The organism is Pontibacter arcticus, from assembly GCF_003284895.1.
In the GTDB taxonomy this organism is placed as follows: domain Bacteria; phylum Bacteroidota; class Bacteroidia; order Cytophagales; family Hymenobacteraceae; genus Pontibacter; species Pontibacter arcticus.
In genome coordinates this window covers 698856-724916 of record NZ_QMDV01000002.1, presented here as the reverse complement: position 1 = coordinate 724916, position 26061 = coordinate 698856, and the positions used below count along the sequence as shown (strand labels likewise).

At 45.4% G+C, this 26061-nt stretch carries 27 protein-coding genes and 2 tRNA genes; 18 read left to right on the top strand and 11 right to left on the bottom strand.

Going from position 1 to position 26061, the window contains the following annotated elements; translation table 11 throughout:
* Nucleotides 1-7: 7 nt before the first annotated feature.
* The 4 genes from DP923_RS08330 (at nt 8) to DP923_RS08315 (ending at nt 3993) form a co-directional block, all read left to right on the top strand.
* On the top strand, nt 8-997 hold the full coding sequence (locus tag DP923_RS08330) for an NAD(P)H-dependent glycerol-3-phosphate dehydrogenase (protein WP_112305365.1): 990 nt from the start codon (nt 8-10) through the stop codon (nt 995-997).
* Between the two features lie 121 nt (nt 998-1118).
* The gene (locus DP923_RS08325) at nt 1119-2153 is read left to right on the top strand and encodes an acyltransferase family protein (protein ID WP_112305634.1); all 1035 of its coding nucleotides are present in this window, start codon (nt 1119-1121) and stop codon (nt 2151-2153) included.
* Nucleotides 2150-2551, top strand: coding sequence for a (deoxy)nucleoside triphosphate pyrophosphohydrolase (locus DP923_RS08320; RefSeq protein WP_112305364.1), 402 nt, complete (start codon nt 2150-2152; stop codon nt 2549-2551). Before DP923_RS08325 ends, DP923_RS08320 begins: the two co-directional genes overlap by 4 nt.
* 44 nt (nt 2552-2595) lie before the next feature.
* Nucleotides 2596-3993, top strand: a complete 1398-nt coding sequence (locus tag DP923_RS08315) for a methyltransferase RsmF C-terminal domain-like protein (RefSeq protein WP_112305363.1) — start codon at nt 2596-2598, stop codon at nt 3991-3993.
* Between the two features lie 48 nt (nt 3994-4041).
* Here the strand turns inward: DP923_RS08315 and DP923_RS08310 are convergent, their stop codons facing one another.
* The 4 genes from DP923_RS08310 to pdxH form a co-directional block, all read right to left on the bottom strand.
* On the bottom strand, nt 4042-5226 hold the full coding sequence (locus DP923_RS08310; RefSeq protein WP_112305362.1) for a class I SAM-dependent rRNA methyltransferase: 1185 nt from the start codon (nt 5224-5226) through the stop codon (nt 4042-4044).
* 169 nt (nt 5227-5395) lie between these two features.
* Nucleotides 5396-5977, bottom strand: coding sequence for a Maf-like protein (locus tag DP923_RS08305; RefSeq protein ID WP_112305361.1), 582 nt, complete (start codon nt 5975-5977; stop codon nt 5396-5398).
* The gene (locus tag DP923_RS08300) at nt 5943-7241 is read right to left on the bottom strand and encodes a DUF1015 domain-containing protein (RefSeq protein WP_112305360.1); all 1299 of its coding nucleotides are present in this window, start codon (nt 7239-7241) and stop codon (nt 5943-5945) included. The genes DP923_RS08305 and DP923_RS08300 overlap by 35 nt, the downstream gene beginning before the upstream one ends.
* A 98-nt stretch (nt 7242-7339) precedes the next feature.
* Nucleotides 7340-7990 carry a pyridoxamine 5'-phosphate oxidase gene (pdxH, locus tag DP923_RS08295; protein ID WP_112305633.1) on the bottom strand — a complete coding sequence of 217 codons (651 nt, stop codon included), beginning with the start codon at nt 7988-7990 and terminating at the stop codon, nt 7340-7342.
* A gap of 254 nt (nt 7991-8244) precedes the next feature.
* Here pdxH and DP923_RS08290 point away from each other — a divergent pair, with 254 nt between their 5' ends.
* The 11 genes from DP923_RS08290 (at nt 8245) to DP923_RS08240 (ending at nt 19486) form a co-directional block, all read left to right on the top strand.
* Complete coding sequence (locus DP923_RS08290) at nt 8245-8814, top strand: YqgE/AlgH family protein (RefSeq protein ID WP_112305359.1); 570 nt, start codon at nt 8245-8247, stop codon at nt 8812-8814.
* Nucleotides 8815-8832: 18 nt separating this feature from the next.
* Complete coding sequence (locus DP923_RS08285) at nt 8833-10971, top strand: DUF349 domain-containing protein (protein ID WP_112305358.1); 2139 nt, start codon at nt 8833-8835, stop codon at nt 10969-10971.
* 127 nt (nt 10972-11098) lie between these two features.
* Nucleotides 11099-11171, top strand: a tRNA-Thr gene (locus tag DP923_RS08280).
* A gap of 59 nt (nt 11172-11230) precedes the next feature.
* Nucleotides 11231-11303: transfer RNA gene (locus tag DP923_RS08275), tRNA-Thr, on the top strand.
* 169 nt (nt 11304-11472) lie between these two features.
* Entirely contained in the window at nt 11473-12639 is a 1167-nt protein-coding gene (locus tag DP923_RS08270) for a hypothetical protein (RefSeq protein ID WP_112305357.1), read from the top strand.
* 69 nt (nt 12640-12708) lie between these two features.
* Nucleotides 12709-13731, top strand: coding sequence for a metal-dependent hydrolase (locus DP923_RS08265; RefSeq protein WP_112305356.1), 1023 nt, complete (start codon nt 12709-12711; stop codon nt 13729-13731).
* A gap of 51 nt (nt 13732-13782) precedes the next feature.
* Nucleotides 13783-14553, top strand: coding sequence for an SDR family oxidoreductase (locus DP923_RS08260; RefSeq protein WP_112305632.1), 771 nt, complete (start codon nt 13783-13785; stop codon nt 14551-14553).
* A gap of 81 nt (nt 14554-14634) precedes the next feature.
* Nucleotides 14635-14931, top strand: coding sequence for a hypothetical protein (locus DP923_RS08255; protein ID WP_112305355.1), 297 nt, complete (start codon nt 14635-14637; stop codon nt 14929-14931).
* 70 nt (nt 14932-15001) lie between these two features.
* The gene (gyrA, locus tag DP923_RS08250; protein WP_112305354.1) at nt 15002-17551 is read left to right on the top strand and encodes a DNA gyrase subunit A; all 2550 of its coding nucleotides are present in this window, start codon (nt 15002-15004) and stop codon (nt 17549-17551) included.
* A 67-nt stretch (nt 17552-17618) separates the two neighbouring features.
* On the top strand, nt 17619-18752 hold the full coding sequence (locus tag DP923_RS08245) for a tetratricopeptide repeat protein (RefSeq protein WP_112305353.1): 1134 nt from the start codon (nt 17619-17621) through the stop codon (nt 18750-18752).
* Nucleotides 18753-19084: 332 nt separating this feature from the next.
* Entirely contained in the window at nt 19085-19486 is a 402-nt protein-coding gene (locus DP923_RS08240; RefSeq protein WP_112305631.1) for a GlcG/HbpS family heme-binding protein, read from the top strand.
* A gap of 89 nt (nt 19487-19575) precedes the next feature.
* On the opposite strand, the gene DP923_RS08235 is transcribed toward DP923_RS08240, so the two are convergent.
* The 3 genes from DP923_RS08235 to DP923_RS08225 all read right to left on the bottom strand — a co-directional run bounded on the left by DP923_RS08235 (nt 19576) and on the right by DP923_RS08225 (nt 21854).
* Nucleotides 19576-19983, bottom strand: a complete 408-nt coding sequence (locus DP923_RS08235; RefSeq protein WP_112305352.1) for a phage holin family protein — start codon at nt 19981-19983, stop codon at nt 19576-19578.
* 76 nt (nt 19984-20059) lie between these two features.
* On the bottom strand, nt 20060-20737 hold the full coding sequence (gene msrA / locus DP923_RS08230; RefSeq protein ID WP_112305351.1) for a peptide-methionine (S)-S-oxide reductase MsrA: 678 nt from the start codon (nt 20735-20737) through the stop codon (nt 20060-20062).
* Between the two features lie 115 nt (nt 20738-20852).
* Nucleotides 20853-21854 carry a cation diffusion facilitator family transporter gene (locus tag DP923_RS08225; RefSeq protein WP_112305350.1) on the bottom strand — a complete coding sequence of 334 codons (1002 nt, stop codon included), beginning with the start codon at nt 21852-21854 and terminating at the stop codon, nt 20853-20855.
* Nucleotides 21855-22107: 253 nt separating this feature from the next.
* Here DP923_RS08225 and DP923_RS08220 point away from each other — a divergent pair, with 253 nt between their 5' ends.
* Complete coding sequence (locus tag DP923_RS08220; protein ID WP_125047682.1) at nt 22108-22557, top strand: hypothetical protein; 450 nt, start codon at nt 22108-22110, stop codon at nt 22555-22557.
* Between the two features lie 15 nt (nt 22558-22572).
* Entirely contained in the window at nt 22573-22833 is a 261-nt protein-coding gene (locus tag DP923_RS08215; protein WP_112305348.1) for a hypothetical protein, read from the top strand.
* Nucleotides 22834-22849: 16 nt separating this feature from the next.
* On the opposite strand, the gene DP923_RS08210 is transcribed toward DP923_RS08215, so the two are convergent.
* Complete coding sequence (locus DP923_RS08210; RefSeq protein WP_112305347.1) at nt 22850-23053, bottom strand: hypothetical protein; 204 nt, start codon at nt 23051-23053, stop codon at nt 22850-22852.
* A gap of 120 nt (nt 23054-23173) precedes the next feature.
* On the opposite strand from DP923_RS08210, the gene DP923_RS08205 reads away from it, so the two are divergent.
* Complete coding sequence (locus tag DP923_RS08205) at nt 23174-23875, top strand: pseudouridine synthase (protein ID WP_112305346.1); 702 nt, start codon at nt 23174-23176, stop codon at nt 23873-23875.
* Nucleotides 23876-23884: 9 nt separating this feature from the next.
* Here the strand turns inward: DP923_RS08205 and DP923_RS08200 are convergent, their stop codons facing one another.
* The 3 genes from DP923_RS08200 to DP923_RS16820 all read right to left on the bottom strand — a co-directional run bounded on the left by DP923_RS08200 (nt 23885) and on the right by DP923_RS16820 (nt 25954).
* On the bottom strand, nt 23885-24256 hold the full coding sequence (locus tag DP923_RS08200; protein WP_239020972.1) for a hypothetical protein: 372 nt from the start codon (nt 24254-24256) through the stop codon (nt 23885-23887).
* A 33-nt stretch (nt 24257-24289) separates the two neighbouring features.
* Nucleotides 24290-25210: a DnaJ C-terminal domain-containing protein gene (locus tag DP923_RS08195; protein WP_112305345.1), complete on the bottom strand. Its 921-nt coding sequence runs from the start codon at nt 25208-25210 to the stop codon at nt 24290-24292.
* 150 nt (nt 25211-25360) lie between these two features.
* The gene (locus tag DP923_RS16820; protein ID WP_239020971.1) at nt 25361-25954 is read right to left on the bottom strand and encodes a YqaE/Pmp3 family membrane protein; all 594 of its coding nucleotides are present in this window, start codon (nt 25952-25954) and stop codon (nt 25361-25363) included.
* Nucleotides 25955-26061 lie beyond the last annotated feature (107 nt).

Sequence of the window (26061 nt, the reverse complement as noted above, 5' to 3'; positions counted from 1 at the left end):
CACTGATTTGGAAAAAGTAGCAGTATTAGGAGGCGGAAGCTGGGCAACCGCTCTGGTGAAGATTCTTTCGGAAAATAAATCGGAGGTACACTGGTGGATGCGCAACAAACAGGATGTAGAGCACCTGCATACTTACAAACATAATCCGCGTTACCTGAGCGGTATTTCCTTTAACCTGGAATATGTAAAACCATCAGTTGCCATACAGGAAGTGGTGGCAGCTGCGGACTGGATTATACTGGCTGTGCCTGCTGCGTTTGTGCAGCAGGCGCTTGCTGATTTACCGGAAGATGCTTTTGCCGGCAAGGTAGTGGTCTCGGCAATAAAAGGCATGATCCCGAAGGAAAATATCCTGATCACGGATTACCTGGCGCGCCAGTACCAGGTGCCCAACACACACCAGCTGGTAATTGCCGGGCCTTGCCACGCCGAGGAAGTTGCCCTGGAAAAGCAATCCTACTTAACAATTGGCTCTTACGATTTGCCGACAGCCGAGCGTTTTTGTGCCTTGCTTCGCAACCGTTACGTAAAGGCGAACCCACTCGAAGACCTGGATGGCATCGAGTATTGTGCCGTGATGAAAAACATAATTGCACTTGCATGCGGCATTGCGCGCGGCCTGAACTATGGCGATAACTTTCAGGCAGTGCTTGTTTCGAATGCGATGTTCGAGATCGAACGTTTCCTGGATGCCATCATGCCACAACACCGTGCGCTAACCGGTTCAGCTTATTTAGGTGATCTGCTGGTTACAGCTTATTCGCAGTTCAGCCGCAACCGTACATTTGGTAACATGATCGGGCGGGGATATACGGTTAAATCAGCGCAGGTAGAAATGAACATGGTGGCAGAGGGCTATTATGCGGTGCAAAGCATTTATGAGCTCAATAAAAAGTATAAAGTAGAGATGCCCATCACGAATGCCGTCTACCTGATTTTATACGATCGTATTTCACCCACCATGGAGTTTGAGATCCTGAAAGAAAAGTTAACCTAAGTATACTTTTAAAGTATGAAAAGCCCTGCCAGCAATGCAGGGCTTTTTTTATGCTGATTCAGTTCCGGATATCCTATATTTGCATCAAACTTTAAACAGAACAAACAATAAAGTATACCTGGTGAAGCAGCATTTTCAGCAAATAGATGTGTTAAAAGGCCTCGCTATTCTAGCGGTGTTGCTGCTGCATTCGCTTCCTAAAATAGACCTGATCAGCTCCTATGCCATACTTCATATCTGGCAGGCTGTACCAGTTTTTATGGTGATCATGGGCCTGAATCTGGGGTTAGCAACTGCTGGTAAAACACTAAAGCTAAATGGCCTATACAGTAAATCATACTTTCAGAAAAAAGGAAGCCGCATTTTTGTGCCTTTCCTGCTCGTTTTTCTGCTCTCGTTATTGATTGGCTGGGCCTGGTTTATACTTTACAAAGAAGACGTTTTTACATTTAACAGCTATACCTGGTTTGGTTTGCTGCCCATCTCCGGAAAAGGAAATTACTTTTTAACGCTTCTGCTGCAATCGGTTTTCGTGCTGCCTATTATCGGTTTTGGCTTTGCACGCAAGCCGGCTCTAACGCTTGTGTTGTTAGTATTGCTGGAAGTCGGGTTTATACTTTGCGTAAAGCATTTCGGCTTGTTTAGCCAAAATAAATATATCTACGATGCGGCTTTTCCGCGCTATTTTTCGGCTATCGCTTTTGGGCTTGCCTTGGCAGTTCCCATTAAAAACGGATTTGCTTTTTCAACAAGGTTTATACTTTTCATACTTGCCGCAGCGGCTGCTATCTTCATGTTTCAGTTACAGGAAACTAAAGTTGCCCTGGATTTTATTCGTCCGGAATGGCGCATGCAGCATGTGGGTACGTTCGGGTATGCGGCGTTCCTTATTGCCCTTGCGGTCTGGTTGCTGCCATCAACATCTAATAATGTAATACTGGTGTTTTTTGCTGCGTTAGGCAAAGCCTCGTATCACATTTTTTTAGTCCAGGTTTTGTACTTTGGCCTCGTCGAAAAGTATGGCGATCTGTATTACAACCTGTTCATCTGCCTGGCTTCGGGTTATTTATTTTTTCAGGTCGAAAAACCATTTGTGCTTTTGCTTAGTACTTTATTTAAAAAAAATAAAGTTGATAGTACAAACCACAAACTATGATTAAAGTAACCTGCGCCATTATTGAACAGCAGGGCCGGGTTTTAGTGACACAGCGAAGTGGCAAAATGTCGCAGCCTTTTTTATGGGAATATCCCGGAGGCAAACTCGAGCCCAACGAAACGGAAGAAGCAGCCCTTGTCCGCGAGATTAAGGAGGAGCTTAATATTGCCATCGAACCTGTTTTCCGCCTTACTTCTGTCATTCATACTTTTCCGGATAACCTGGTCATCGAACTGATCCCTTTTATCTGCCGTTACAAAGGCGGTAATGTAAGCTTAACAGAGCACCGCTCGTACCAATGGTCTACCTTGTCAGATCTTAAAAAGTATGATTGGTGTCCGGCTGATATACCTGTGCTGAATGAGTACCTGGAATTGAAGCAACATACAAACGCGTAGCGGCATTTTACTTCGGCTTATTTTTCTGTTACCTTTAGCGGCTGATGAATCTTCCTACTTCTTTTGCAACCCGTATGCAGCAGCAACTTGGTGCCGCGTACCCACAATTCGAGCAGGCTTTAACGCAAACGCCCCCTGTCAGTATTCGGGTAAACGCCGCTAAAGCGCAGTTACCAACCGATCTGCCCCGCGTGCCCTGGTCCGCTTCCGGTTATTATCTGCCTCATCGCCCGGCTTTCACACTCGACCCTGTTTTGCACGGTGGTGCTTATTATGTGCAGGAAGCCAGTTCGATGTTTATAGAGCAGGCTTTGCAGCAGTCCACCGATCTTTCGCAACAACTGCATGTACTTGATCTTTGCGGGGCACCAGGCGGTAAATCGACGTTGCTGGCCGGTTTAATTTCGGAGGATAGTTTGCTAGTTGCCAACGAAGTGATCCGAAGCCGCGCCCATATCCTGGCCGAAAATATTGCCAAATGGGGAAGTGGCAACGTGCTCGTAACCAACAACGACCCACGCGATTTAAGTAAGTTTTCTGCTTTTTTTGATGTAATGGTGGTGGATGCGCCTTGCAGCGGAGAGGGTATGTTCCGGAAAGATCCGGGCGCGATTACCGAATGGTCGGAGGATAATGTAAAGCTTTGTGCCCAGCGCCAGCAACGCATCCTGACGGAAGTATGGGATGCCCTGAAACCGGGCGGCATTTTAATTTACAGCACCTGCACCTGGAACGAAGCCGAAAACGAAGAAAATATGGCCTGGCTTGCCGACCGCGAAGATGCCCAAAGTATAAAACTGGCGCTCGATCCGGCCTGGGGCATTACCGAATCAAGTATGGAAAGTATACAGGGCTACCGTTTTTATCCGCACCTGGTACAGGGCGAAGGCTTTTTTATGGCCGTGTTGCGCAAAGGCGGCACAGCAACAGAAAACCATACTTCCTCCAAAAAGAAAAAGTATAAACTGACCCTGGCCGGCAAAAAAGAAAAAGCGTTGGTAGAAAACTGGCTGCTAGCACCTGAAAAGTATGAATGGCTGCAGCACAACGAGATCATTTCTGCCATACCTGCCAGTTTGTTTGAAGCTGCTGATGAAGTATACCAGAAACTGTATGTGGTGTACGCCGGAACAGAAGTAGCCGAGGTGAACGGTAAAAAGATAAAACCGCTGCATGCGCTGGCACTTTCGCAGCACCTCAACAAAGCGCAGTTTAACACCGCCGAACTCGACCTGGAAACCGCGCTGCGCTATTTACGAAAGGAAGACATCAGCCTCGGCACAAGCGGCAACGACTGGGTACTAATGCAATACAAGAACCTGCCCCTGGGCTGGGCCAAACAGATTGGCAATCGCATCAATAATTATTACCCCAAAGAGTGGCGCATCCGGATGGAGTTGCCCCAAATACTAACTGCAGGCCTGGAGCTTGTTATACTTTAAAACAAAAATCCCCGGCATTTATACTTGCCGGGGATTTTTGTTTCATTTCTATTCTACGAAAAGAACCAGGCCTTTCAGGTATTCGCCTTCCGGATGGAAAATGGAAATCGGGTGATCGGCTGGTTGAGACAAGTGGTGCATGATCTTGATGTTCCGGCCTGCTTCAATGGCGGCTGCCATCACGGTGCTGTTAAACAGGTATTTGTCTACAACCTGCGAGCACGAGAACGTGAAAAGTATACCACCCGGCTTTATTTTCTTCAGTGCTTCGGCGTTCAGGCGTTTGTAGCCCATCAGCGCATTGTGGCGTACTTTCTGGCTTTTGGCAAACGCAGGAGGGTCTAGTACGATGACATCATAGCGTTCTTCTTTGCCTTTCAGGAACTCAAAGGTATCCACGGCCCAGGCTTCGTGGTTTTCGGGGTGGTTGCTAAGTTCGGCGTTCTTTTCGGTCAGCTCGATCGCTTTTTTAGAGACATCCACGGAGTGTACTTCCGCGGCTCCGGCATTTAAAGCATAAACTGAGAATCCGCCAGTATAACAGAACGTGTTGAGCACTGATTTGCCTTTGATATAACGGGCCAGCAGCTCGCGGTTTTCGCGCTGATCGATGAAAAAGCCTGTTTTCTGACCTGTTTCCCAATCAATAAAAAACCTGTTCTCGTTTTCGGTTACCACTACGCCGCCCGTAGATTCTCCGTACAAATAGCCGTTTACTGCATCAACCGGCGATTTGGTTGATAAGGATTCCGCACTTTTATCGTAGATCGCTTTTAGTTTGTCGCCGTAAATTTCTTTCAGGGCGTTAGCTACGTGCTCGCGCGCATAATACATACCCAGCGAGTGCGCCTGCACCACAGCCGTATCTTTGTACATATCCACGATCAGGCCCGGCACACCATCGCCTTCGGCATACACTAAACGGTACACATCGGTTTGTGGGTTATCGACCAAACCTAAACCTTTGCGGTAAGTATAAGCTTGTTGTACTTTGTTCAGCCAGAAAGTATAATCCGGCTCTACCTGCTCAAACGAAATAATACGCACGGCAATAGAGCCCGGGGCATAATGGCCCATCCCCAGAAACTCGTGTTTGCTCGAATATACTTCTACAATTTCGCCCTCTGCCGGTTCGCCGTCTGCTTTGCGTATTGCCCCGGAAAAAACCCAGGGGTGTCTGCGTTTAAGCGAGTGTTCTTTACCGGGAGCTAAGTATAATTTTATGAATGACATGTTGATTGCTGTTTGTTAATTGTTGCTTGCTGACTTTTCAGATGAGTTAAATCACATCCAGACTGCAAAGGTAATGGATTGCCAAATGGTTGGGTGGTTAAATTGCTAAATTGTTGTTTTGAAGTTCAGTTCTGATCTCCGGATTTTGTAGTTTTTCAACAATCATCAATCAACAATTAACAATCCCTAACTCCGTCAGTTTTGCGTAAAGCTTTTGTACGGGCAGGCCCACCACATTAAAATAAGAACCTTCAATGCGCTCGATCCCTATCATCCCGATCCACTCCTGAATGCCGTAAGCGCCTGCTTTATCGTAGGGTTTATAAGTGGTGATGTAGTAATCTATTTCGAAGTCGGAGAGCGCTTTAAAGTATACTTTGGTGGTATCATGAAACACTGTTTTGCTTTCTTTTGTCAGGATGCAGACGCCGGTAATAACTTCGTGGCTGGTGCCGGAAAGGGAGCGCAGCATAGCAAACGCTTCTTCATAATTTGCTGGTTTATTCAATACGGCATCGGCCAGGCAAACAATCGTATCTGCTGTGATCAGAGCTTCGTTCTGCAAATCATCTAAGTAAGCTGAAGCTTTATGCGATGCCAGGTATTCGGCAATCTCAGCGCGTTTCAGGTGGGCAGGATAATCTTCGTTTACTTCTTTTACACGCACTGTAAAATTCAGGCCCAAACCGGCAAGCAGTTCTTTGCGGCGTGGGGAGTTAGAGGCAAGCAGCAGTGGCCGAACAGAATTCATCTTCTTTGATAGAGCTAAACAAGTATCCGCAGATAACTTTGGGGTAAAAAAATGTGGACTTTTGTGGCATAACAGCGCCGCTGTGGCATACGCGTTTTACCTGTTCCATTGATACTTCATTTGTGATAAGCGCCAACCGTGTCGTACCGGAATTTACTTTGCTGATGCAGGCCGTAAAGTTACGCTCGTAGCTTAAGCCGGGCATTTTGCGCTGCGCTTCCTGGTACACGCCCAGTACTTTCTCAAATACAAAAAAATGCAGCACCGTCAAATCAAGGTCTTTTACCTGCTGCGGAATTTCCCAGTTGATGAGTTCGTGTATTTCGGGTTTTAATCTCAGTTTGTAGGCATTTCCGCTTAAGTATAAACCAAAGGCCCATTGCTTGCCCAATATTACTTCGTTCAGCTCATAGGGGTCTTCTTTGGGCGTGATAACAAAGTATGGCGCGAGCTTCTGCAGAAATTCCTCGTCTGTCAACTCTATTTTTTCTACCAGGCGGTGCGTAGGCAGGATGCGTAGATCATCGTGCTCGGAGTTGGTCAGGTACATCAAATGGTAATTGTACGCCTCGAAACCGGTATGATCCGGATTCTCCTGCATCATCTTTTTGCGGTATTCCAGAGAGCCTTCGTAACGGTGGTGGCCATCGGCGAGCAGTACCTGTTTATGCTGTAGCGTCTGCAGAAAAAGCTTTATAACTTCATGGTCGTGTATCACGGAAAGCACATCGCGCACGCCCTGGTAATCTTCGGTTTCGTAGATCGGCGATTTTATACTTTCATCCATGTACTTTTCAAGTATAAACTCGGGGTCGGTATAAAGTCCGTGGGTAGGGCTGGAGTTAAGCTGCGTTTTCTCCAGCAGTTCGATGCGGTCGTTTACAGCGGATGGGATGGTGTTCTCGTGGCGCAGCAGTACGTTTTCGCTCCAGTCGTAGGCTTTGATATGGCAGATAAAACCTTTTCGGCAATATACTTTATCGCTGCCCGGCAACTGGAAATACTGGTAATACACATAAATACCTGGCAACGCATCCTGGTGCAGAATGCCGTGTTTTTTCCAGGTCTGTAATAACAAAGCGGCGTTGCTGGCTGGTTTCTCGCCGTAAGGCACCGATAGATGGATGCTGTTAAAACTATTGCGGTACAAGGCCTCGCGCTGCCGCTCCGACACCACATCAAACAGAGGAGAGGTTAGTTCGGCAATGTTTAAATGCAAATCGTCGTTGTAGCGCCACGCTTTTAACGGAAGTATCTCAGCCATCTAAAGTATAAAGTATAAACAGGATAGGCTAAAAGTATAAACCGGCCTGTTTCGGTTAAGTTAAGCTTGCTATAAAGTATAAACTATATGTGCAGGTATCAGGGAGCCAACCTTTTAAGTTTCCAGGCGGTATCGGATAATTTGTACACGATGCGGTCGTGCAGGCGATTTTGCCGGCCTTGCCAGAACTCAATAACTTCGGGTTGCAGCACATAGCCACCCCAATGTTCAGGCCGCGGTATGCTTTCCGTATCAGCAAACTGAGTTGTGTATTGCTTGTCGGCTTCCTCTAACTTTGTGCGGCTTTCGATCTCTTTGCTTTGCGGCGAAGCCCATGCGCCAATCTGGCTGCCTTTTGGGCGGCTCTGGAAGTAGGCATCCGAAACTGCTGGGTTTACTTTTGCCACACGCCCTTCGATGCGCACCTGTCGCTCCAGCGCTGGCCAGAAAAATGTAAGGGCAGCAAACGGGTTTTCAGCCAGTTCGTGCCCTTTGCGGCTTTCGTAATTGGTAAAGAAAGTGAAGCCCTGTGCATCCACACCCTTCAGTAAAACAACACGTGCCGATGGCTTTCCTGCCGCATTTACAGTTGATAAAACCAGTGCCGTAGGCTCGTCGGCCTGCGCCTGTATGGCTTCCTGCAGCCAAACCTGAAACTGGTCGATCGGGTTGCCAGCCACAGATGCTTCGGTTAATTCCTGTTTTGAATAATTTATCCGGATGTCGGCAATGTTATGGGTTAGGGCCATCGTGGTTTCTTTGTTATGCTCAAAATTATAAAAATTATCAGTGGGGTATAACACAAAATTTCAATTCTATACTTTAAACTGAAATTGGTATGCATTTCTGCCGGAAGCAAAAAAACAGTGTTTATCCAGCGGCTCTACGACCATATTGCCCACTTTCCGTAAGTAGTAATAATGGCTTAAACACATGATATAAGTCCGAACATCGTTATTAAATTATTGTTTACCTCTTACTAAGTAGCAAAAGAAGAAGACCGATGGAAGAAGCAAAGCTGATAAAACCGCAGGCAGGTAGCATACTTATTTCTGAGCCATACTTAGGCGACCCTAATTTTGAGCGTACCGTGGTGCTGCTTTGCAGCCACGAAGAAACGGCCGGTACATTTGGCCTTGTTCTCAACAGAATGTCTAATCTGCTGCTTTCTGATGTTGTGGATGTATATGATAATGCCTTTGATGCCGGTCTAGGTATAGGCGGCCCCATGCAATATAACACACTGCACTACATACACCGCCTCAAAGATTTACCGGAAGCCGTGGAGCTTTCTGATGATTTGTATTGGGGCGGCGATTTTGAAATGCTGCGCACCAAAATAGGGGCAGGGCTGATCAATACAGACGATATTAAATTCTTTTTAGGTTATTCTGGCTGGACGCCGGGGCAGCTGCAGGAGGAGATTGATAAAAATGTTTGGATCGTTAATAACAATGCTGCAAATAAATTATTTAATTTGGAGACAGATACACTATGGCGTAGCATACTCCGGCAAATGGGCGGCAAGTATAAAGTGCTTTCGAACTACCCTGAAGACCCGCGCCTGAACTAAATAGCGTATTTTAATACTATGATAACAAATTCTAAAGATATGGACACCACCGGAGCTGAGAACACCAGGCCAGAGCAAAACCAGGCTGCTAATACACCAGAAGGCACTAACTCGCCGCAAAGTATAGTGGAGCAGCGTCTCGCTGAAATTAGCAACCGCAACCAGCAGGCATCTGATACAGAGGTACCGAAAGAGGAGCAACCTGAAATGCAGCCTTCTTTGCAGGATAACCAGGAAGCCCATGAAACTGAAAACATAACGGAGGTTTTTGCTGAAGCGAATACCAATGTGGTGGATGCTGACGTTAGCGCTGAATCTTCTGAGGGTACCGCAGCCGGGGAAACAGGGCAATCCAACGAAATTCCTACTTCTGATATTTCTACTACAGAAACATTTACTGCTGCCCCGGAGGCTGAAGAAGAAGATACATTTGAAGACGAAAGCCAGGATTACAGCCAGCTTTCCATCGACCAGCTTCGTCAGCAGTTAATTGCTGCAGTAAAAGGGGCTGATGCCCGAACCAAGTATAAGATCATCAATGAAATGCAGCGTTTCTACGACCTGCGTTTCCAGGCAGAGCGCCACGAAGCGCTTGATAAGTTTAAGCAAGAGGGTGGCGCTGACGAAGATTTCGATTACCACGCTTCTTCGGAACACCAGGACTTAGAGAAACTACTAACCGCTTACCGCGATTCCAGGCACCAGGACCGCCAGAGCGCTGAACAGCAACGCCAGCAAAACCTTACCCGTAAGAAAGCTTTACTCCAGAAACTGCGCGAATTGGTAGAATCTGCTGAAACAAAAAGCAGCAGCGACGAATTGAAGAAACTACAGCAGGAATGGAAAACGATCGGATCTGTGCCTCCGGGCGAAGCGCAGGAACTTTGGGATTCTTATCACGCGCTGCTCGATATTTTCTATAACAACCGCAGCATGTTCTTCGAGATGAAAGAGCTCGACCGCAAGCGTAACCTGGATGCAAAACTGCATTTGGTAGAGCGAGCAGAAGCCCTTCAAAACGAAACGTCGATCAACAAAGCACTGGAAGAACTCCGCCATCTGCACGAAGAATGGAAGAATATCGGACCGGTTCCGAACGACCAGCGCGATCCGATCTGGGAGCGCTTTATTGCCGCTTCAGAAAAAGTACACGAGCAACGCCGCTCTTTCCATCAGGAGCGCAGCGTGCGCGAAAACGAAAACCTGGTTAAGAAAAGAGCTTTACTGGAGCGTCTGCAGGCTTTCCAGGGCTTCACAACAGACCGTATTAACGATTGGCGCGATAAGACAGACGAGATCCAGAAACTGAAAGAAGAATGGGATGCGGCTGGCTTAGTACCAAAAGAACATGCCGAAGAAATCAACAAAGCTTTCTGGGGTAATTATAAAGGATTTTTCCAGCACAAAAACCAGTTCTTCAAGAGCCTGGACGAGCAGAAAGCTCAAAACCTGCGTTTAAAAACCGAATTGTGCGAACAAGCCGAACAGCTGAAGGAGAGCACAGACTGGAATGCAACAAAAGAAAAACTGATCCAGCTTCAGAAAAAATGGAAAACCATTGGCCGTGTGCCGGATAAGTTTTCTGATAAAATCTGGAACCGTTTCCGTACAGCCTGCAACGAGTTTTTTGATAAGAAACAGGCAGTGGAGCAGCAACGCGGCGCTGAGTTGGATAAACTTTCTGCAGAAAAAATGGAGCTTTGCGACCATTTAGCCGGCATATTGGCTGAGCCGAATGCACCGGCTACACTGGAAGAGTTTAACGCGTTTGCAAACCAATGGCGACAGCTGGACGCGGCAGCCGGAAGAAAGTATAGCGCTAAAGCCGAAGAAAAGTTTGTGGCCCTGATGGAGAAATACCTCGAGCGTGTGCCTACCGTTAGCTACGATGAACGCACCGAGATTATCGTGAAGCTGCAGGTAGAGCGTTTAAAGCAAAGCCCGGATGCCGGCCAGAAGTTGCAGCAACGCGAGCAGGGTATACGCCGCGAAGTATCGCATCTGCAAAACGACATCCAGACACTGCGTACGAACATTGAGTTTTTTGCGCGCTCTAAGAACGCTGATAAACTGCGCGAAGAGTACGAAGGACGAATTGCAGAGGCTCAGAAACGCATAGATCTGCTTAATAAACAGCTGCAGGCGTTCAGAGGATAAAATTTTAAGCCTGACTTTCAATTCCTTACTAAAGCGCGTTAAAAAAAGTGGATGCTATATTTGAAGATTTAAAACTTAGATATACCTTTGCATCGCTTTGGAACTCTAAAGCACAACAATAGAGTAAGCCTCCATAGCTCAGCTGGTAGAGCAACTGACTTGTAATCAGTAGGTCGTTGGTTCGATTCCGACTGGGGGCTCATCTCCTAAAATAACTTGTGAGTGTACTGCACCTGTTATTTCAAAAATAAAAGTACAAGCCTCCATAGCTCAGCTGGTAGAGCAACTGACTTGTAATCAGTAGGTCGTTGGTTCGATTCCGACTGGGGGCTCATCTCAAAAGGTTTTCAGATATACGTCTGGAAACCTTTTTTCATTTCCGACCATACTTCCCTGCAATTCTATCCTTTCAGTTGATCCCGTTCGTGGTGGCAATAACTGGTACATTATGTTTTATTGCAGATAATCTTTTAATTTGAAGCTTAGACGCTAAACAATCCTATGCAACTAATAGAGGTAACATCACCTGAGCTGGAGAATGAATTTATTCAGATGCAGGTAAGGCTTTATAAAAAAGACCCCAACTACATTCAACCGCTTTCTAAAGATATCCGAGCTGTATTCGATCCGAAAAAGAACAGGCTGCTCCGCGAAGGGGAAGCTGTGCGCTGGATCCTCAAAAACACAAAAGGCGAAACCATAGGGCGGGTAGCTGCTTTCATCAATAAAAAAACCGTTAATACCACCGATCAACCAACCGGTGGTATGGGTTTCTTTGATTGTACCGATAACCAGGAAGCAGCCAACCTCTTACTGGATGCCTGTAAAACCTGGCTGCAGGCGCGTGGCATGGAGGCAATGGACGGGCCGATCAATTTTGGCGACCGCGATAAATGGTGGGGCTTGCTGATTGATGGCTTTTACCCGCCAAACTATGGCATGCACTACAATTACCCATACTACCAGCACCTCTTCGAGACGTACGGCTTCGGGTTATACTTTAACCAGTATACTTACTACAGAAAAGTGCTCGATCCGATCCCTGAAAAGTATAACGAAAAAGCACAACGTATTCTGGCAAACCCCGCTTATAGCTTTAAGCACATGGATAAGGCCAACCTGGAGAAATTTACAGAAGATTTCAGGTCAGTATATAACAAAGGATGGGCAAAGCACGAAGGTGTAAAGCCGATGAGCGAAGCGCAGGCCCAGACTGTAATGCGTACCCTGAAACCTGTAATTGATGAGCGCATTATGTGGTTTGCCTATTACAACAATGAGGCTGTTGGTTTCTTTATCGCTATTCCGGAACTGAATAGACTTTTCAGGTACGTTAACGGCGAAATGGACCTTTGGGGAAAATTAAAGTTTGCTTTCCACCGCTGGCGAGGTGCCTGTAAAACAATGTACGGCATTGTGTTCGGTATTACACCAGAGCATCAGAGTAAAGGCGTGGAAGCTGCCATGATCGTAGAGGCTGGCAAGGTGATTCAGGTAGATAAAAGCATTCCATACGTAGATCTGCAGATGAACTGGATCGGAGACTTCAACCCGAAGATGATGCATTTGGTTGAGCAGATCGGGGGCCGAATTTACAAGACCCATGCCACGTTCCGCTACCTGTTCGATCGTGAGAAAGAGTTTCACCGCATGAAGATCATCAGATAGATTTCACATTTCAGCGTAGCCTACCTTTATACTTAGCTAAGTATAAAGGTAGGCTATACTTAGTAAAGTATGGATTCATTAACACAGATTGTATTGGGTGCCTCAGTGGGCGAGGCTGTCTGCGGTCGGAAGATCGGGAATAAAGCCATGTTGTGGGGGGCTATTGCCGGTACTATCCCGGATCTGGATATCCTGTTTAACCCGTGGCTGGATATGGTGCAGCAGCTAAGTTTCCACCGCTCTTTCTCGCATTCCTTTCTATTTGCTTTTGTGATGTCGCCGGTGCTGGGGTGGCTGTTGCACCGGTTTTACCGCAACCAAACGGCCACTTTTCGCGATTGGACTTGGCTCTTCTTCCTGGGTTTTACCACACACGCCATACTCGATAGTTTTACCACCTGGGGCACACAGCTTTTCTGGCCATTCAGTACGTATGGCGTAGCATTTTACAACATCTTTGTTATCGATCCGCTGTATACAGTACCCTTTCTTATACTTGTAACAGCTGCAGCTTTCTATAACCGCAAATCCGGTATCCGCAGCAAATTAAATTATGCAGGTCTGGTTGTAAGTTCGCTTTACATTGTTTTCTCTTTTGCAGCCAAAGCAAAGGCCGATGAAGTATTTGAAGCCAGTTTTAAAAAGCAGGGCATTGGTTATACTTCCTACATCAGCAAACCAACGCCGCTTAATACACTTTTGTGGGCTGTTACTGCGCAAACAAAAGAGGGTTTTTACACAGGTTTTTATTCATTGCTGGATGCTGATAAAACAGTCCGGTTTGAGTATGAACCACAGCAAAAAGAATTGCTGAATCCGTATCTGGGCAACCCCAAAATTGAGCGTTTGTTAAGTATAACCAAAGGCTATTTTACTATTGTGCCTGCGCCCGATGGAATCTTTATAAACGACTTACGTTTTGGTAAATTTGATGGCTGGCGCAAGGAGGGAGGAAAGTATGTTTTTGTCTATCACATCCAGAAAAACAAGGAAGGCCAGCTGCAGTTTCAGGAGCTGAACTACAGGCCAAAACCAGATAAAGCCTACTTGACCTCGTACCTGAACAGAATAAAAGGCGAAAAGTCTGATTAAAGTATAAATTGATCTTTTTAAACAGATTTCATACTTACTATGCAGCAGACTATGAAAGAAAACAGGTGGTTACTAACCGGTAAAAAAGCAGTTATAACAGGCGGCTCAAAAGGCATTGGCGCAGCCATTGTAGATGATTTTGTAGCGCTTGGCGCTGAGGTATTAGCAGTTGCCCGAAAACAAGCAGACCTGGATAACCTGAAAGCAAATGCTGCCCGGCCGATTCATACCTTGGTAGCAGATGTGAGCACACCGGAGGGAAGAGAAAGTATAAAAGCCGCCACCGAAAAACTCTGGGGCAAACTGGATATACTGGTAAACAATGCCGGCACCAACATCCGCAAGCCTACCACTGAATATTCTTCTGACGAGTATGATTTTATCATGAGCACCAACCTGCGGTCAGCCTTTGAGCTAAACCGGTTATTATATCCGTTGCTGCAGTTAAGTGAGCAGGGCAATATTATACATGTTACCTCCGTAGCGGGCTTAACGCATGTGCGCACGGGCAGCGTGTATGGTATGACCAAGGCCGCACTCACGCAGCTAACCCGCAACCTGGCAGGTGAGTGGGCACCTGCTAACATCCGAGTAAACGCGGTAGCGCCCTGGTATATCAGTACACCACTGGCACAAACGGTGCTTCAGAACGAAGAATTTAAGAGCGCCGTGCTCGCCCGCACACCCTTGCGCAAAATCGGTGAGCCCGAAGATGTTGCAGCCGCAGTGGCCTTTTTATGTATGCCCGCCGCCGCTTATATTACCGGCCAGACGCTGGCTGTGGATGGCGGTTTCACGATTAACGGATTTCACCCTTTTTAATACCTGCCAGACCCTGGTAAATGCTAAATCTAAGCGTTAAAAGGTGGTTTTTTAACATAAAAAGGGTTACTTTTGTAAGATATGATTTCAAAAGAAAAAGCAAGCAGTTCTGCCCTTTATACTTCGGCGCGGATAGCAAAAAAATACGTGATGCTGCTTGCAGGCTGCACTTTCCTTATACTTTCAGTTTCTTCCTGCAAAACGGCCTGCCCAATTGTTTCGTGCCAGGTACGCATGATGCACCCGCACGGTGATCAGGAGTTTAGAGGCGTCCCTTTCTGGAAACGAAACAAGAACCCCAAGTATGGACAGAAGCTTCCTAAAACATCGCAGGAGAAAGTAAAGAACCGCAACTCTAAAGCCCGGAACAAGCAATAACTTCTTTTTGCATTTTCTTTTTAAACCAAGACAATCAGATTTAATCTAACCAAAAATTTAGTAGATAAACATGAATGAAGGCGAACGAATAATACCGATCAACATTGAAGACGAAATGCGCGGTGCGTATATCGATTATTCAATGTCTGTTATCATTTCCAGAGCCTTACCTGATGTTCGGGACGGACTAAAGCCGGTTCACCGCCGTGTGCTTTACGGTATGTCTGAACTGGGGGTATCTTATAACAGAGCGTATAAAAAATCTGCCAGAATCGTAGGAGAGGTGTTGGGTAAGTACCACCCGCACGGCGACTCCTCAGTATACGAAGCCATGGTGCGTATGGCGCAGCCCTGGTCGCTGCGTTACCCGCTCGTAGATGGTCAAGGTAACTTCGGGTCTATTGACGGTGATAGCCCGGCTGCCATGCGTTACACAGAAGCGCGTTTAAAGCGTATTGCCGATGAGCTGCTTTCAGACTTAGAGAAAAATACCGTTGACTTTGTTTCCAACTTCGACGACTCGCTGAAAGAACCTAGCGTGATGCCTGCTAAATTTCCTAACCTGCTGGTAAACGGTACATCCGGTATCGCAGTAGGTATGGCAACCAACATGGCGCCGCACAACCTTACCGAGATCATTAATGGTACCATCGCTTATATCGATAACGAGGAAATTACCATTTCTGAGCTTATGCAGTTCATTACTGCCCCGGATTTTCCGACGGGTGGTATTATACATGGCTATGATGGTGTAAAAGCTGCGTTCGAAACCGGCCGTGGTCGTGTGCTGATGCGTGGCCGTGCTATTTTCGAAACAACGCCATCCGGTAAAGAGCAAATCATTGTAACGGAAATTCCTTACATGGTAAACAAGTCATCGCTGATCGAGAAAACAGCGGAGCTTGTAAATGAAAAGAAAATTGAAGGCATCTCGGATCTCCGGGACGAATCTGACCGCGACGGCTTGCGTATTGTGTACGACCTGAAGCGTGATGCTATCCCGAATGTGGTTTTAAATAACCTGTACAAGTATACAGCGCTTCAGTCTTCGTTTGGTGTAAACAACGTGGCCCTTGTAAAAGGCCGCCCGATGACGCTGAACCTGAAAGAGCTGATCCATTATTTTGTAGAGCACCGCCACGAAGTAGTAATCCGCAGAACACAGTTCGAACTGGATGAAGCCAGAAAGCGTGCCCACATTCTGGAAGGCTTGCTGATTGCGCTGGATAACCTGGACGAAGTAATTAACCTGATCCGTTCTTCCAGAGACCCTGAAATTGCGCGTAATGGTTTAATGGAGCGTTTCGGTTTATCCGAGATCCAGGCGCGTGCCATACTTGATATGCGTCTGCAGCGCCTGACCGGCCTGGAGCGTGACAAGATTCAGGCCGAGTACCAGGAGATCATGAAACTGATCGATTACCTGGTTTCTGTTCTGAATGATGAAACACTGCGTAAGCAGATCATCAAAGATGAGCTGATCGAAATTAGAGAGCGTTACGGAGACGAGCGCCGCACCAGCATCGAAGTAAGCACCGGCGATATCTCGTACGAAGATATGATTCCGGAAGAGAACATGGTGATCACCATTTCGCATGAAGGGTATATAAAGCGTACTTCGCTGAACGAATACCGTAGCCAGAGCCGCGGTGGCGTTGGCTCGCGTGGTGTAGCTGCCTCCAGAGAAAACGACTTTACGGAGCACATCTTTATTGCCAACACACACCACCACATGATGTTCTTTACAGAATTTGGTAAAGTGTTCTGGCTGAAAGTATACGAGATTCCGGAGGGTGGCAAAACAACCAAAGGCCGCGCTATTCAGAACCTGATCCAGATCGAGAAGGAAGATAAAGTACGTACCGTTTTAAATGTGCGCGACCTGAAGAACCAGGACTTTATCCTGAACCATAACCTGGTATTCTGTACGGAGAAAGGCACCATTAAGAAAACCATACTGGAATCTTACTCCAGACCGCGTACCAACGGTATCAATGCCATCACAATTAATGAAGGCGACCGCTTACTGGATGTGCAACTGACCAACGGTAACAGTGAGATTGTAATTGCGCTGGAGTCGGGGAGAGCGATTCGCTTTAACGAGACTCAGGTTCGCCAGATGGGCCGTAATGCAGCTGGTGTAAGAGGCGTAACGCTTGCTAATGCCAATGATAAAGTAGTTGGTATGGTTTGTGTACAGAGCCAGGAAACGGAGCTTCTGGTTGTATCAGAAAACGGTTTCGGGAAGCGTTCTTTATTAGATGAATACCGTATTACAAACCGCGGTGGCAAAGGTGTGAAAACACTGAATGTAACTGATAAAACTGGTAAACTGGTTTCTATACAGGGTGTAGTGGATACAGATGACCTGATGATCATCAACCGATCCGGTATAACGATCAGATTGAGAGTAGGTGAGATCAGGGTAATTGGCCGGGCAACGCAAGGAGTGAGGCTGATCAAATTAAATGAAGCTGACCAGATTTCTTCGGTTGCGAAAATTGAAATGGACGATGAGGAAGTAGTAGCAGAAGCTGTTTTAGATCAGTCGGAACTGCAGCCGGAAGAATCGTTACAGCCAGACACCATGGTGGATCCTGAAATCGAAACAGAAGTATAAACGGATTTATTTTAACTTTATAAGCGTTTAGCATTAAATCAACACTAACCAATTCTAAAGACTGAGTATGAAAAGAATAGTTCTTACAGCCCTTGCAGCAGCTACATTTACAGTGGCAAGCGCACAGAATGCTGCAGTAAACAGTGCCGTCTTGAGCCACAAAAATGGCACATTAGATAAAGCGCAGGCTGATATAGAGAAAGCAATTGCACATGACAAAACCAAAGGCAAAGCAAAAACCTGGTTTTACCGTGGTGTTATTTACCAGGATATGCTGGGCAACCCGATCTACGGGAAATTAACAAATGACAATACGCCAACTATTGTTTTGGAATCATTTAACAAAACATTAGAGCTGGAAGGCAAAGACAGCGAGTTTGGCAAGCAGGTTCCGGAGCGCTTAACCATGCTTTACGGACAGGTTTTGAACCAGGCAGTTGAATTCCATAACGCCCAGAACTGGGATAATGCTATCAAGAAGTATGAGCTGGCTTCGAAGATCAACCCAACTGATACAACCGCTGTACTTTACGCTGCTTATGCATCTACCGCCAAGCAGGATTACAAAGGCGCTATCAAATATTATGATCAGCTGATTGGTATTGGCCATAAAACGGAAGATGTTTTCAAAAACAAAATCCAGTTAATGCAGGCTTCCGAAGCGAGCGATGAGCAGGTATTAGCTGCACTAAGCGCTGGTTTGAAAGAGCATCCGAATAGCGTGTACCTGATGCAGGAAGAACTGAAATATTACCTGAAAAACAACCGTGCTGACCAAGCATTGGCAAAACTGGAAGCCGCTATCAAAGCTGATCCGAATAATGCCAGCTTATATGCAGTACTGGGTAATTTACAGGAGCGCAAGAACAACCTGGATGGCGCTTATGCCAACTATAAAAAAGCAATTGAGCTTGATCCTAAAAACTTTGATGCACACTATAACTTAGCCGTTATGGAATACAACAAAGGCAGTGACTTTAACAACAAAGCTGCGAAAATGGATTATGCTACATTCCAGAAAAAAGGTAAAGCTTTAGAAGCACAATCTAAGAAGCATTATGAAGCATCGGTGCCATATTTTGAGAAAGCACTGGAGTTACAGCCAAATGATGAGTCTACGTTAAGAAACCTGAGCGCTGTGTATACACGTCTAAAGCGTACAGCTGATGCAGAGCGTATTAACAAGATGCTGAAGAAATAATGATCTGAAGCACCAAAATAAAAAAGGAGGCCAATCGGCTTCCTTTTTTATTTTTAGCAAATTGGCAGCGTAGGGGCATTAACTTATTAAAAGTATAAGCTATCATATTAAGCGATGAAACTATATGCAGCTTGTATTTACATCTATTGCTTAACATAATATAAATTATAAGACTTAAAATATACGATGTAAAACATCTTTTTTAATTGTCACTTATAATATACTTTATGTTAAGTATAAGTTTATGTTTTAAATATACGATCAAATCACATATTACATATCTAATGCATGAGAATCAAAGTATAAACAACTGTACAAACAAACTTTATACGATGGGAATTACATTAGAACAAGCAGAAGCAGCTATTGCAGCCGCAAAGAAAAAATCTGAAGAAGTACAGGTTAAAATGAATATTGCCGTAGTAGATGCCGGCGCTAACCTGGTAGCATTTGCCAGGATGGATAATGCCTGGCTGGGCTCGGTTGATATTGCGATCCGTAAAGCGCGAACGGCTCGTTTTTTTGATATGCCAACGGGTGATCTTGGTCAGGCTTCGCAGCCAGGCGGCTCGCTTTATAACATCGAGCACTCCAATGGCGGCTTAATTACTTTTCCGGGCGGCATCCCGATTAAAAATACGAATGGTGAAATCATCGGGGCAATCGGCGTTTCAGGCAGCACCGTAGAAAATGATCACACCGTAGCACAGGCTGGTCTGGAAGCTGTGAAATAAAAGAGGCTCTGTTATTTTTTGGAGGTGCCCTCTCCCACTTAAATCAAAAAAAATCCCTGTCAGGTTTAATTTCCTGACAGGGATTTTTTTTACTTGGCTACAGCTAATAACTGTTCTGTAGTAATGGTTTGCTGTAAAGCATATTCTTCATTTTCATGATCACCTCTTGCCCAGCCAACTGCTGCAATGGCAAGTGCAGTAGCTACGGCAATAATGATAGCCGGTAAAAAACCATCCACTTTAAAATTACTGACCATCATATCAACCAGTTTTATCATTAAAGCTGTTACGATAAGACTAATAATAGTTTCGAGCAGGAAAAAGGAAACCAGATTAAGTATACCACCCAATATCCAGCCAATGGTTGCATTAAGTAAGCCAATTAAAAAAGCAACCCATAATGCAGTCCAGAAGCTTTTAACGTGAACGGTTGGCAAAATATAACTAAGCAACAGGATAACACCTGCACTTACAAGTAAGTCAATAATAAAATCCATAGTTTTTGTGTTTAGTAGAACATCTGAAAAACTATAGTACGCTTAATTGCAGTAAAGGATAAATTGGATTTACAGATTACCTGGCTTTGTATGCCGGCTTTAATAAATGCTGGAAGTTTTTCTCGAATTTCTTAACCTTTGGCATCGCCACCGATACTACGTACATGTCGTCCGGGTTAAGTCGGTAATAATCCTGATGATAACCTTCAGCCACCCAGAATTTTTTGAAGGGCTCTACGGTCGTAACAACTTTGTTGGGAAAAGTACCAGCTTCGTTTAACTGTCCTATATAGTGTTCGATCTGCGTTTTTTCTTTGGGAGTTTTGTAAAATACGATAGAACGGTATTGTTTTCCGACATCAGGTCCCTGCCAGTTCAGTGTGGTGGGATCATGAGTGGCAAAAAATACTTCGAGCAAGGTGTTATACTTTACTTGTGTAGAGTCATAATATACTTGCACTGCTTCTGCATAATCTGTTAAGCCTGCACTCACCTGCTCATAAGTGGGGTTTCTTTTTGTGCCACCTGCATAGCCCGAAACGACTGCTTTTACACCGTTTACGCGCTCAAAATAGGCTTCAGTGCACCAGAAACAACCTCCGGCAAATATAGCTTTTTGCATTCCCATCGTATCCAGGGCTTGCTCCTGCCCTTCTGGCTGCGCTAACGCCGCCGTGTTTGTATAAGCGCTGGGTTCGTAGCAGGATACGATGATGAGTAAGAGAATAATAAAAAGTATAGATTGGCGAAGCATAAGCAATTAGTAAGGGGTTGCTATTTAGTACGGAATAAAACGTGCTACGGATTTGGAAGCGTACTTTCCGGCAGCTCCTGTCTGGTAGACGAGCTCTGCATATAGGACTAACAGCTTACTCTAAACTATGTTTCTGGTCAGATATAACTTTATCAAAATCCCATTCAATGCGTTGGGTAAATGGATGCTGCCGAACATTGCAATCCGCTTTGGTGCAAATAGCGCAGGACTGCGGAACGCATGGATCGGTATGTACAAATAACTCGATGCCTGGGTCGATCTTTTCGCGCACCAGGTTGCCCACTGCTTCAACTTCGTCGTGCGCTTCCTGCACGTTTAAATACCAGGGCACTGTTAAATGGCAATCGATGTGCAGCGTAGTACCATACTTTATAACCCGCAGGTTATGGATATCAATCCAGTTGGGGCGGCGGTGCCGGTTAAGTACAGTTACGATACGTTTTAGTAATTCATAATCAGCTTCATCCATAATCCCTGCCACCGAAGCTCGCAGTATTTTATACCCTGTGTAGGCAATCAGGCTTCCGAACAGCATCGCAACCACACTATCCAGCCAAACCAGGCCGGTTAAGTAAATAAGGCCCAGGCCAGCTACGATCCCGGCTGTAGAATAAGCATCAGATTTAAGGTGTTTTCCGCCCGCCATCAACACCAGCGAATTGCTTTTTTTACCTTCCTTTTCAGTTATCAGGCCTACTATATAATTTATGACACCCGCTATGGCTATCAGTAGTATACCCAGGTCGAGTTGTTGTAAGGCTACCGGCTCAAATAAATTGTAGACCGATTTCATCAGAATTATACTTCCGGCAACCACAATCAGGGCACCTTCAAAAGTGGCTGCTATAAATTCTATTTTACCGTGGCCGTACGGGTGGTTGGCATCGCGCGGTCGTGCTGAAAGAATAAGGCTGTATAATGAAAAAGCACCGGCAGCTACATTGATAATCGACTCCAGAGCATCTGTTAAAATGGCATTGGAACCGGTCAGGAAAAAAGCGATGAATTTGCCGGCCAGCAAGACTATGCCTACCAATACAACAAGCATTTGCAAGCGCACACTTTCCCGTTGTTTCTTAAATACTCTGATCACCATACTTGTTTTGTGCGCTGTAAAATTAGATGCCTGCCCTGTATACAGGCATCCTCCAAATTTACTACTCCTGTAGGTTATTGACTAATACATGAGCTCAAAAACCGATTTAATGTTCAAAACAGACAAACGAACCACTTTTTCACTTTTTCTGTTCATGGAAACTTATGCAGAAGAATGAATAATTTTGTATACTTAATTATAAAAAAACAGTAGAAGCCAGTTCCTACTTATCATATAGTCGATAATAAGCGCCATGCAGTTACATAAAGATCAGTTTAGCCAAATCGTTTTTGATACTGAGACACGTACAATAGAGTTTAAATGGCTTGCGCATCCGCCAATGGATTATTTGCTGGAATGTTTTAAGTTAAGCGTTTCCCTTATTGCAAAGTATAAAGCAAAGTATGTGCTGGCTGATAATTCTATAGGCGTACAGATGGATATGGGAACGCAGCGTTCAGTTATAGAAAATGCAGGTGCGATGAAAGATATGGTGATTGAAAAGTATGCCCGCATCGTACCTCTGGATATTTTTCAGGAAATGGTTTCTTACAAGATCGCTGACCATACACTTGGTGTTTTTACTGATTCAGCAAAGTTTAAAGTTTTCTCTAACAAAGCAGTGGCTATGGCCTGGTTATACAGTACTGTAGAAGCACCATTTGAAAAAGATGACGTATTGCTGCATAAATCTGCAGAATAACATTAAAGCTCTATTATGGCTCTAAATAAAAAAATCGAACTTCATCTGCAGAAAATATTTGCTCCAAACGCCCGTCTGGATGAAAAGTTACTGGGGAAGGATGTTACGTTTGTCACAAACGAATTTGGGGAGCCCGAAACACTTTTTATAGGCAAACGCCAGCCCGATGGAGCCATAAACGGCGAGCGCTATGTACGCAGGATCATAAGAAAGCCAAACAGCAACGAACTCCTCAAAAGCCATTGGGAACTGAAAGGGAAAGTTTCCCGCTCCTGAACTAAAATATGAACAGTTAACTTAACTCCTGCAGATCAAAGTCTTTGCCTTTTCCATACTTTATTATTTCCTGCAATGTATACTTTTCGAGGGTGTGCAGGTCTTTTAGCTTATAATCTCCTTCTTCGGGCATATCCATCACCTGAAAATCAAACACTTCGCCGTAATTAAAAAGCCTGTACTTCTTCCCTTTCCGCAGGTTATCAATCGACATCGCCATAGGCTTCTCTAATTTTTTTTACAAGTTACAGAAAGCAGGCAGCGCCACCAAATATGCGTATACCCGCTATACTTTCCTGGTGTATCTTTGCAACTTTAACAAACCATACTTTTATACTTCGTGCTGGATATACTTTTTGAAGATCAACATTATGTAGCCATCCATAAACCAAATGGATTACTGGTACACCGTACCCGCATTGCAGAAGAAAAAAAGGCATTTGCCCTGCAACTGCTCCGCGACCAGCTCGGGCAGCGCGTATACCCCGTTCACCGTTTGGACAGGGGCACTTCCGGTATATTATTGTTTGCCAAAGATCCTGAAGCATTAGCGTTGCTAAGCACACAGTTCGAAAGCAAACAGGTACATAAAGTATACCTAGCCATTGTGCGGGGTTACACTCCGGCTTCTGGTATTATTGATAGCCCGATCAGGCCGGATAAAGACCATGCCCATAAAGAAGCACAGGAAGCCCTTACAAAGTATAAACAGCTTGCTATTATAGAGCTGCCGATCCCGGTTGGGCGCTACCAAACGGCACGTTACAGTTTAGTAGAAGTATACCCTGAAACCGGGCGCATGCACCAGATCCGGAAACATTTTGCGCACATCCGGCATTACATTATCGGGGATAAAAAGCACGGCGACTGGCGCCATAACAAGATGTTTCTGGAAGAACTGGACTCCCCCACTATGCTGCTGCATTCGGCTGAGCTTGGTTTTGAGCATCCGTATACGTTACAGCCTGTTAAAATAAAAGCAGCCATACCAGACCAGATGAAAGCTGTTTGCGAGCGTTTTAACTGGCCTGTTTGTTTTTAACGGACCTTCTCAGGCATGTGTCTTGTCTTCCTGGTGAAGTAGCCGTTTCACCATTTCTACCTGCAGTTGCGCGACAACCTCGTTTTTAGAATCGGTGTTGAGAATTAACAGCATGTAGGCCATCGGTGAAAGTTTCCAGTCCTGTACGACTTCCGAACCCTGTGCCCGGAAAACAAGCTTGAAATTTTCTTTTAAAGGCAGGTCAAGCTTTTTGCAAACGCGGGTTGCCTTCCGGATAGCTTTGCCAAGTTCAGCCATACTTTTACAGGCATCAGCCGTTAACAGATCACTGGCGTAATAGGTCAGGTTTTTCTCTGCAACACTGTCTACAAACTGGTCGATTGTATTCTGTGATCTGGTATACTCTAAGGTCATCAGCATAGCGCTTCCAATTTAAAGTGTTTAACAGTACCATTAGCTGGCAGTATGTTTTTGCAGATCCCGGAGTTTTAGCAGTAAATCTGCTTCCTGCTGCGATACAATGGTTGGCAGACTTACCTCTATCTGTACATACAAATCTCCGAACTGCCCTGCGCTGCCATAAACGGGCATCCCTTTGCCGCGCAAACGCAATGTTTTGCCGGGCTGCGTACCTCCCGGGATTTTAAGTTTTAACTGGCCATCGAGTGTGTTTACATGCGCTTCTCCGCCCAAGATGGCTGTGTACATATCAATTTTAGAGGTGATGTACAGGTCGTTTCCCTTTCGCTCCAGTACCGGATGCGGGGCTATGGTGATATTTACAAAAAGGTCGCCGGCCACTCCTCTGCCCCCCATCGCCGGGCCGCCCTTGCCTTTTATGCGCAGCACCTGGCCATCAGAAACGCCCGGTTTTGTTGTGATGCGCAGCTGCTGGCCATTCACTTCTATCAGCCTGGTGGCACCCAGGTAAGCTTCCTGTAACGTTAAATTGATGTGCGTTTCGTAATCCTGCCCTTTCGGAGCGTAACTTTCACCACCTGTGTTCCCAAAACCGCCTGCACCACCGCTGCCACTAAAAAATTGCTCAAAAAAATCAGAAAAGCCACCTCCACCGTTAAACCCGCCACCGAAGCCGCCTTCCTGTCGATACTGCCTGCTGCCGTACCCGGGGCCGCCGGTTTGCTGGTATTGCCGCCAATTAGAGCCTAGTTGGTCGTATTGCGCCCTTTTTTCGTCGTTGCCCAGTACCTCGTAGGCTTCACTTATATTCTTGAATTTTTCTTCGGCAGTTTTATCGTCTTTGTTTTTATCGGGATGATACTTTTTCGCAAAGTTGCGGTATGCTTTCTTTATATCGGCTTGCGACGCTTTTTTATCTACTCCTAAAATCTTGTAATAATCCTTATACTCCATTTTGGTTTTCAGCTTTATAAATAAGGGTTATTTGGGTGCTAATACGTCTGTATACGAAAGATACGAACAGAAAATTCAGAAGTATAACATAGTATTAAATAAAAAAAGCACCGTTTGTAGCGGTGCTTTTTTTATTTATGAGAATGATTTTTAGATCGTATCTGTTACAACCAGTAAGGCATGTATAATACCTGGCAGGAAGAATAACAGCGTCAGGATGATATTGATCCAGAACGAAGTGCCGATGCCATCGTGCAGGAATACAGCCAAAGGCGGCAGTAAAATGGCCAGGATGATTTCCACTACATTAGTAGCGCTACCGCTCTGGCGAAGTGCCTCTTTCATTTCCTTCTTCATGGCCTTCTTTTCGAATTTGGTCATGGTAGCCATTTTCTCTTTTACCATGGCCATTGCTTCGGCTTCGGTTACAGTGGCTTTTGCAGGAGCAGCCTCTGCAGTTGGCACAACAAGCGGCTTAACAGCTTTTACAGCCGGTGCTGGCTTAGTGCTGGCTTCCAAAGCCGGAGCAGCTTCTTCAGCAGCAGCTTTCTCATCTGCAGCTGCTAAGGCAACTTCCGTCATCGTTGGAGTGGCTTCTGCTACCGGTGCAGGCTTCTGAGCTACTTTGTTATAAGCTTCAGGCTTGTTTGCAGCAAACTCATAATATTTAGCCGAATTACAGGCAAACATTACCTGGCCGATCACCAGTAACATCACGAATTTAAGTAAACCTTTGATCTTCATAGTTTTAGTATAAGTATAAGTAAATAATAATGGGTTTCAGATGTTAAGCGTAATCAGCACATATCGAACAGTGCTATACTTACAATATCTAATATTTGTACATTACT

What these genes read in the sequence shown, in the direction of transcription:
- DP923_RS08320 (WP_112305364.1), top strand. Translation starts at nt 2,150, where the DNA reads ATGATTAAAGTAACCTGCGCCATTATTGAACAGCAGGGCCGGGTTTTA.
- DP923_RS08315 (WP_112305363.1), top strand. Translation starts at nt 2,596, where the DNA reads ATGAATCTTCCTACTTCTTTTGCAACCCGTATGCAGCAGCAACTTGGT.
- DP923_RS08310 (WP_112305362.1), bottom strand. Translation starts at nt 5,226, where the DNA reads ATGTCATTCATAAAATTATACTTAGCTCCCGGTAAAGAACACTCGCTT.
- DP923_RS08305 (WP_112305361.1), bottom strand. Translation starts at nt 5,977, where the DNA reads ATGAATTCTGTTCGGCCACTGCTGCTTGCCTCTAACTCCCCACGCCGC.
- DP923_RS08300 (WP_112305360.1), bottom strand. Translation starts at nt 7,241, where the DNA reads ATGGCTGAGATACTTCCGTTAAAAGCGTGGCGCTACAACGACGATTTG.
- pdxH (WP_112305633.1), bottom strand. Translation starts at nt 7,990, where the DNA reads ATGGCCCTAACCCATAACATTGCCGACATCCGGATAAATTATTCAAAA.
- DP923_RS08290 (WP_112305359.1), top strand. Translation starts at nt 8,245, where the DNA reads ATGGAAGAAGCAAAGCTGATAAAACCGCAGGCAGGTAGCATACTTATT.
- DP923_RS08285 (WP_112305358.1), top strand. Translation starts at nt 8,833, where the DNA reads ATGATAACAAATTCTAAAGATATGGACACCACCGGAGCTGAGAACACC.
- DP923_RS08270 (WP_112305357.1), top strand. Translation starts at nt 11,473, where the DNA reads ATGCAACTAATAGAGGTAACATCACCTGAGCTGGAGAATGAATTTATT.
- DP923_RS08265 (WP_112305356.1), top strand. Translation starts at nt 12,709, where the DNA reads ATGGATTCATTAACACAGATTGTATTGGGTGCCTCAGTGGGCGAGGCT.
- DP923_RS08260 (WP_112305632.1), top strand. Translation starts at nt 13,783, where the DNA reads ATGAAAGAAAACAGGTGGTTACTAACCGGTAAAAAAGCAGTTATAACA.
- DP923_RS08255 (WP_112305355.1), top strand. Translation starts at nt 14,635, where the DNA reads ATGATTTCAAAAGAAAAAGCAAGCAGTTCTGCCCTTTATACTTCGGCG.
- gyrA (WP_112305354.1), top strand. Translation starts at nt 15,002, where the DNA reads ATGAATGAAGGCGAACGAATAATACCGATCAACATTGAAGACGAAATG.
- DP923_RS08245 (WP_112305353.1), top strand. Translation starts at nt 17,619, where the DNA reads ATGAAAAGAATAGTTCTTACAGCCCTTGCAGCAGCTACATTTACAGTG.
- DP923_RS08240 (WP_112305631.1), top strand. Translation starts at nt 19,085, where the DNA reads ATGGGAATTACATTAGAACAAGCAGAAGCAGCTATTGCAGCCGCAAAG.
- DP923_RS08235 (WP_112305352.1), bottom strand. Translation starts at nt 19,983, where the DNA reads ATGGATTTTATTATTGACTTACTTGTAAGTGCAGGTGTTATCCTGTTG.
- msrA (WP_112305351.1), bottom strand. Translation starts at nt 20,737, where the DNA reads ATGCTTCGCCAATCTATACTTTTTATTATTCTCTTACTCATCATCGTA.
- DP923_RS08225 (WP_112305350.1), bottom strand. Translation starts at nt 21,854, where the DNA reads ATGGTGATCAGAGTATTTAAGAAACAACGGGAAAGTGTGCGCTTGCAA.
- DP923_RS08220 (WP_125047682.1), top strand. Translation starts at nt 22,108, where the DNA reads ATGCAGTTACATAAAGATCAGTTTAGCCAAATCGTTTTTGATACTGAG.
- DP923_RS08215 (WP_112305348.1), top strand. Translation starts at nt 22,573, where the DNA reads ATGGCTCTAAATAAAAAAATCGAACTTCATCTGCAGAAAATATTTGCT.
- DP923_RS08210 (WP_112305347.1), bottom strand. Translation starts at nt 23,053, where the DNA reads ATGGCGATGTCGATTGATAACCTGCGGAAAGGGAAGAAGTACAGGCTT.
- DP923_RS08200 (WP_239020972.1), bottom strand. Translation starts at nt 24,256, where the DNA reads ATGCTGATGACCTTAGAGTATACCAGATCACAGAATACAATCGACCAG.
- DP923_RS08195 (WP_112305345.1), bottom strand. Translation starts at nt 25,210, where the DNA reads ATGGAGTATAAGGATTATTACAAGATTTTAGGAGTAGATAAAAAAGCG.
- DP923_RS16820 (WP_239020971.1), bottom strand. Translation starts at nt 25,954, where the DNA reads ATGAAGATCAAAGGTTTACTTAAATTCGTGATGTTACTGGTGATCGGC.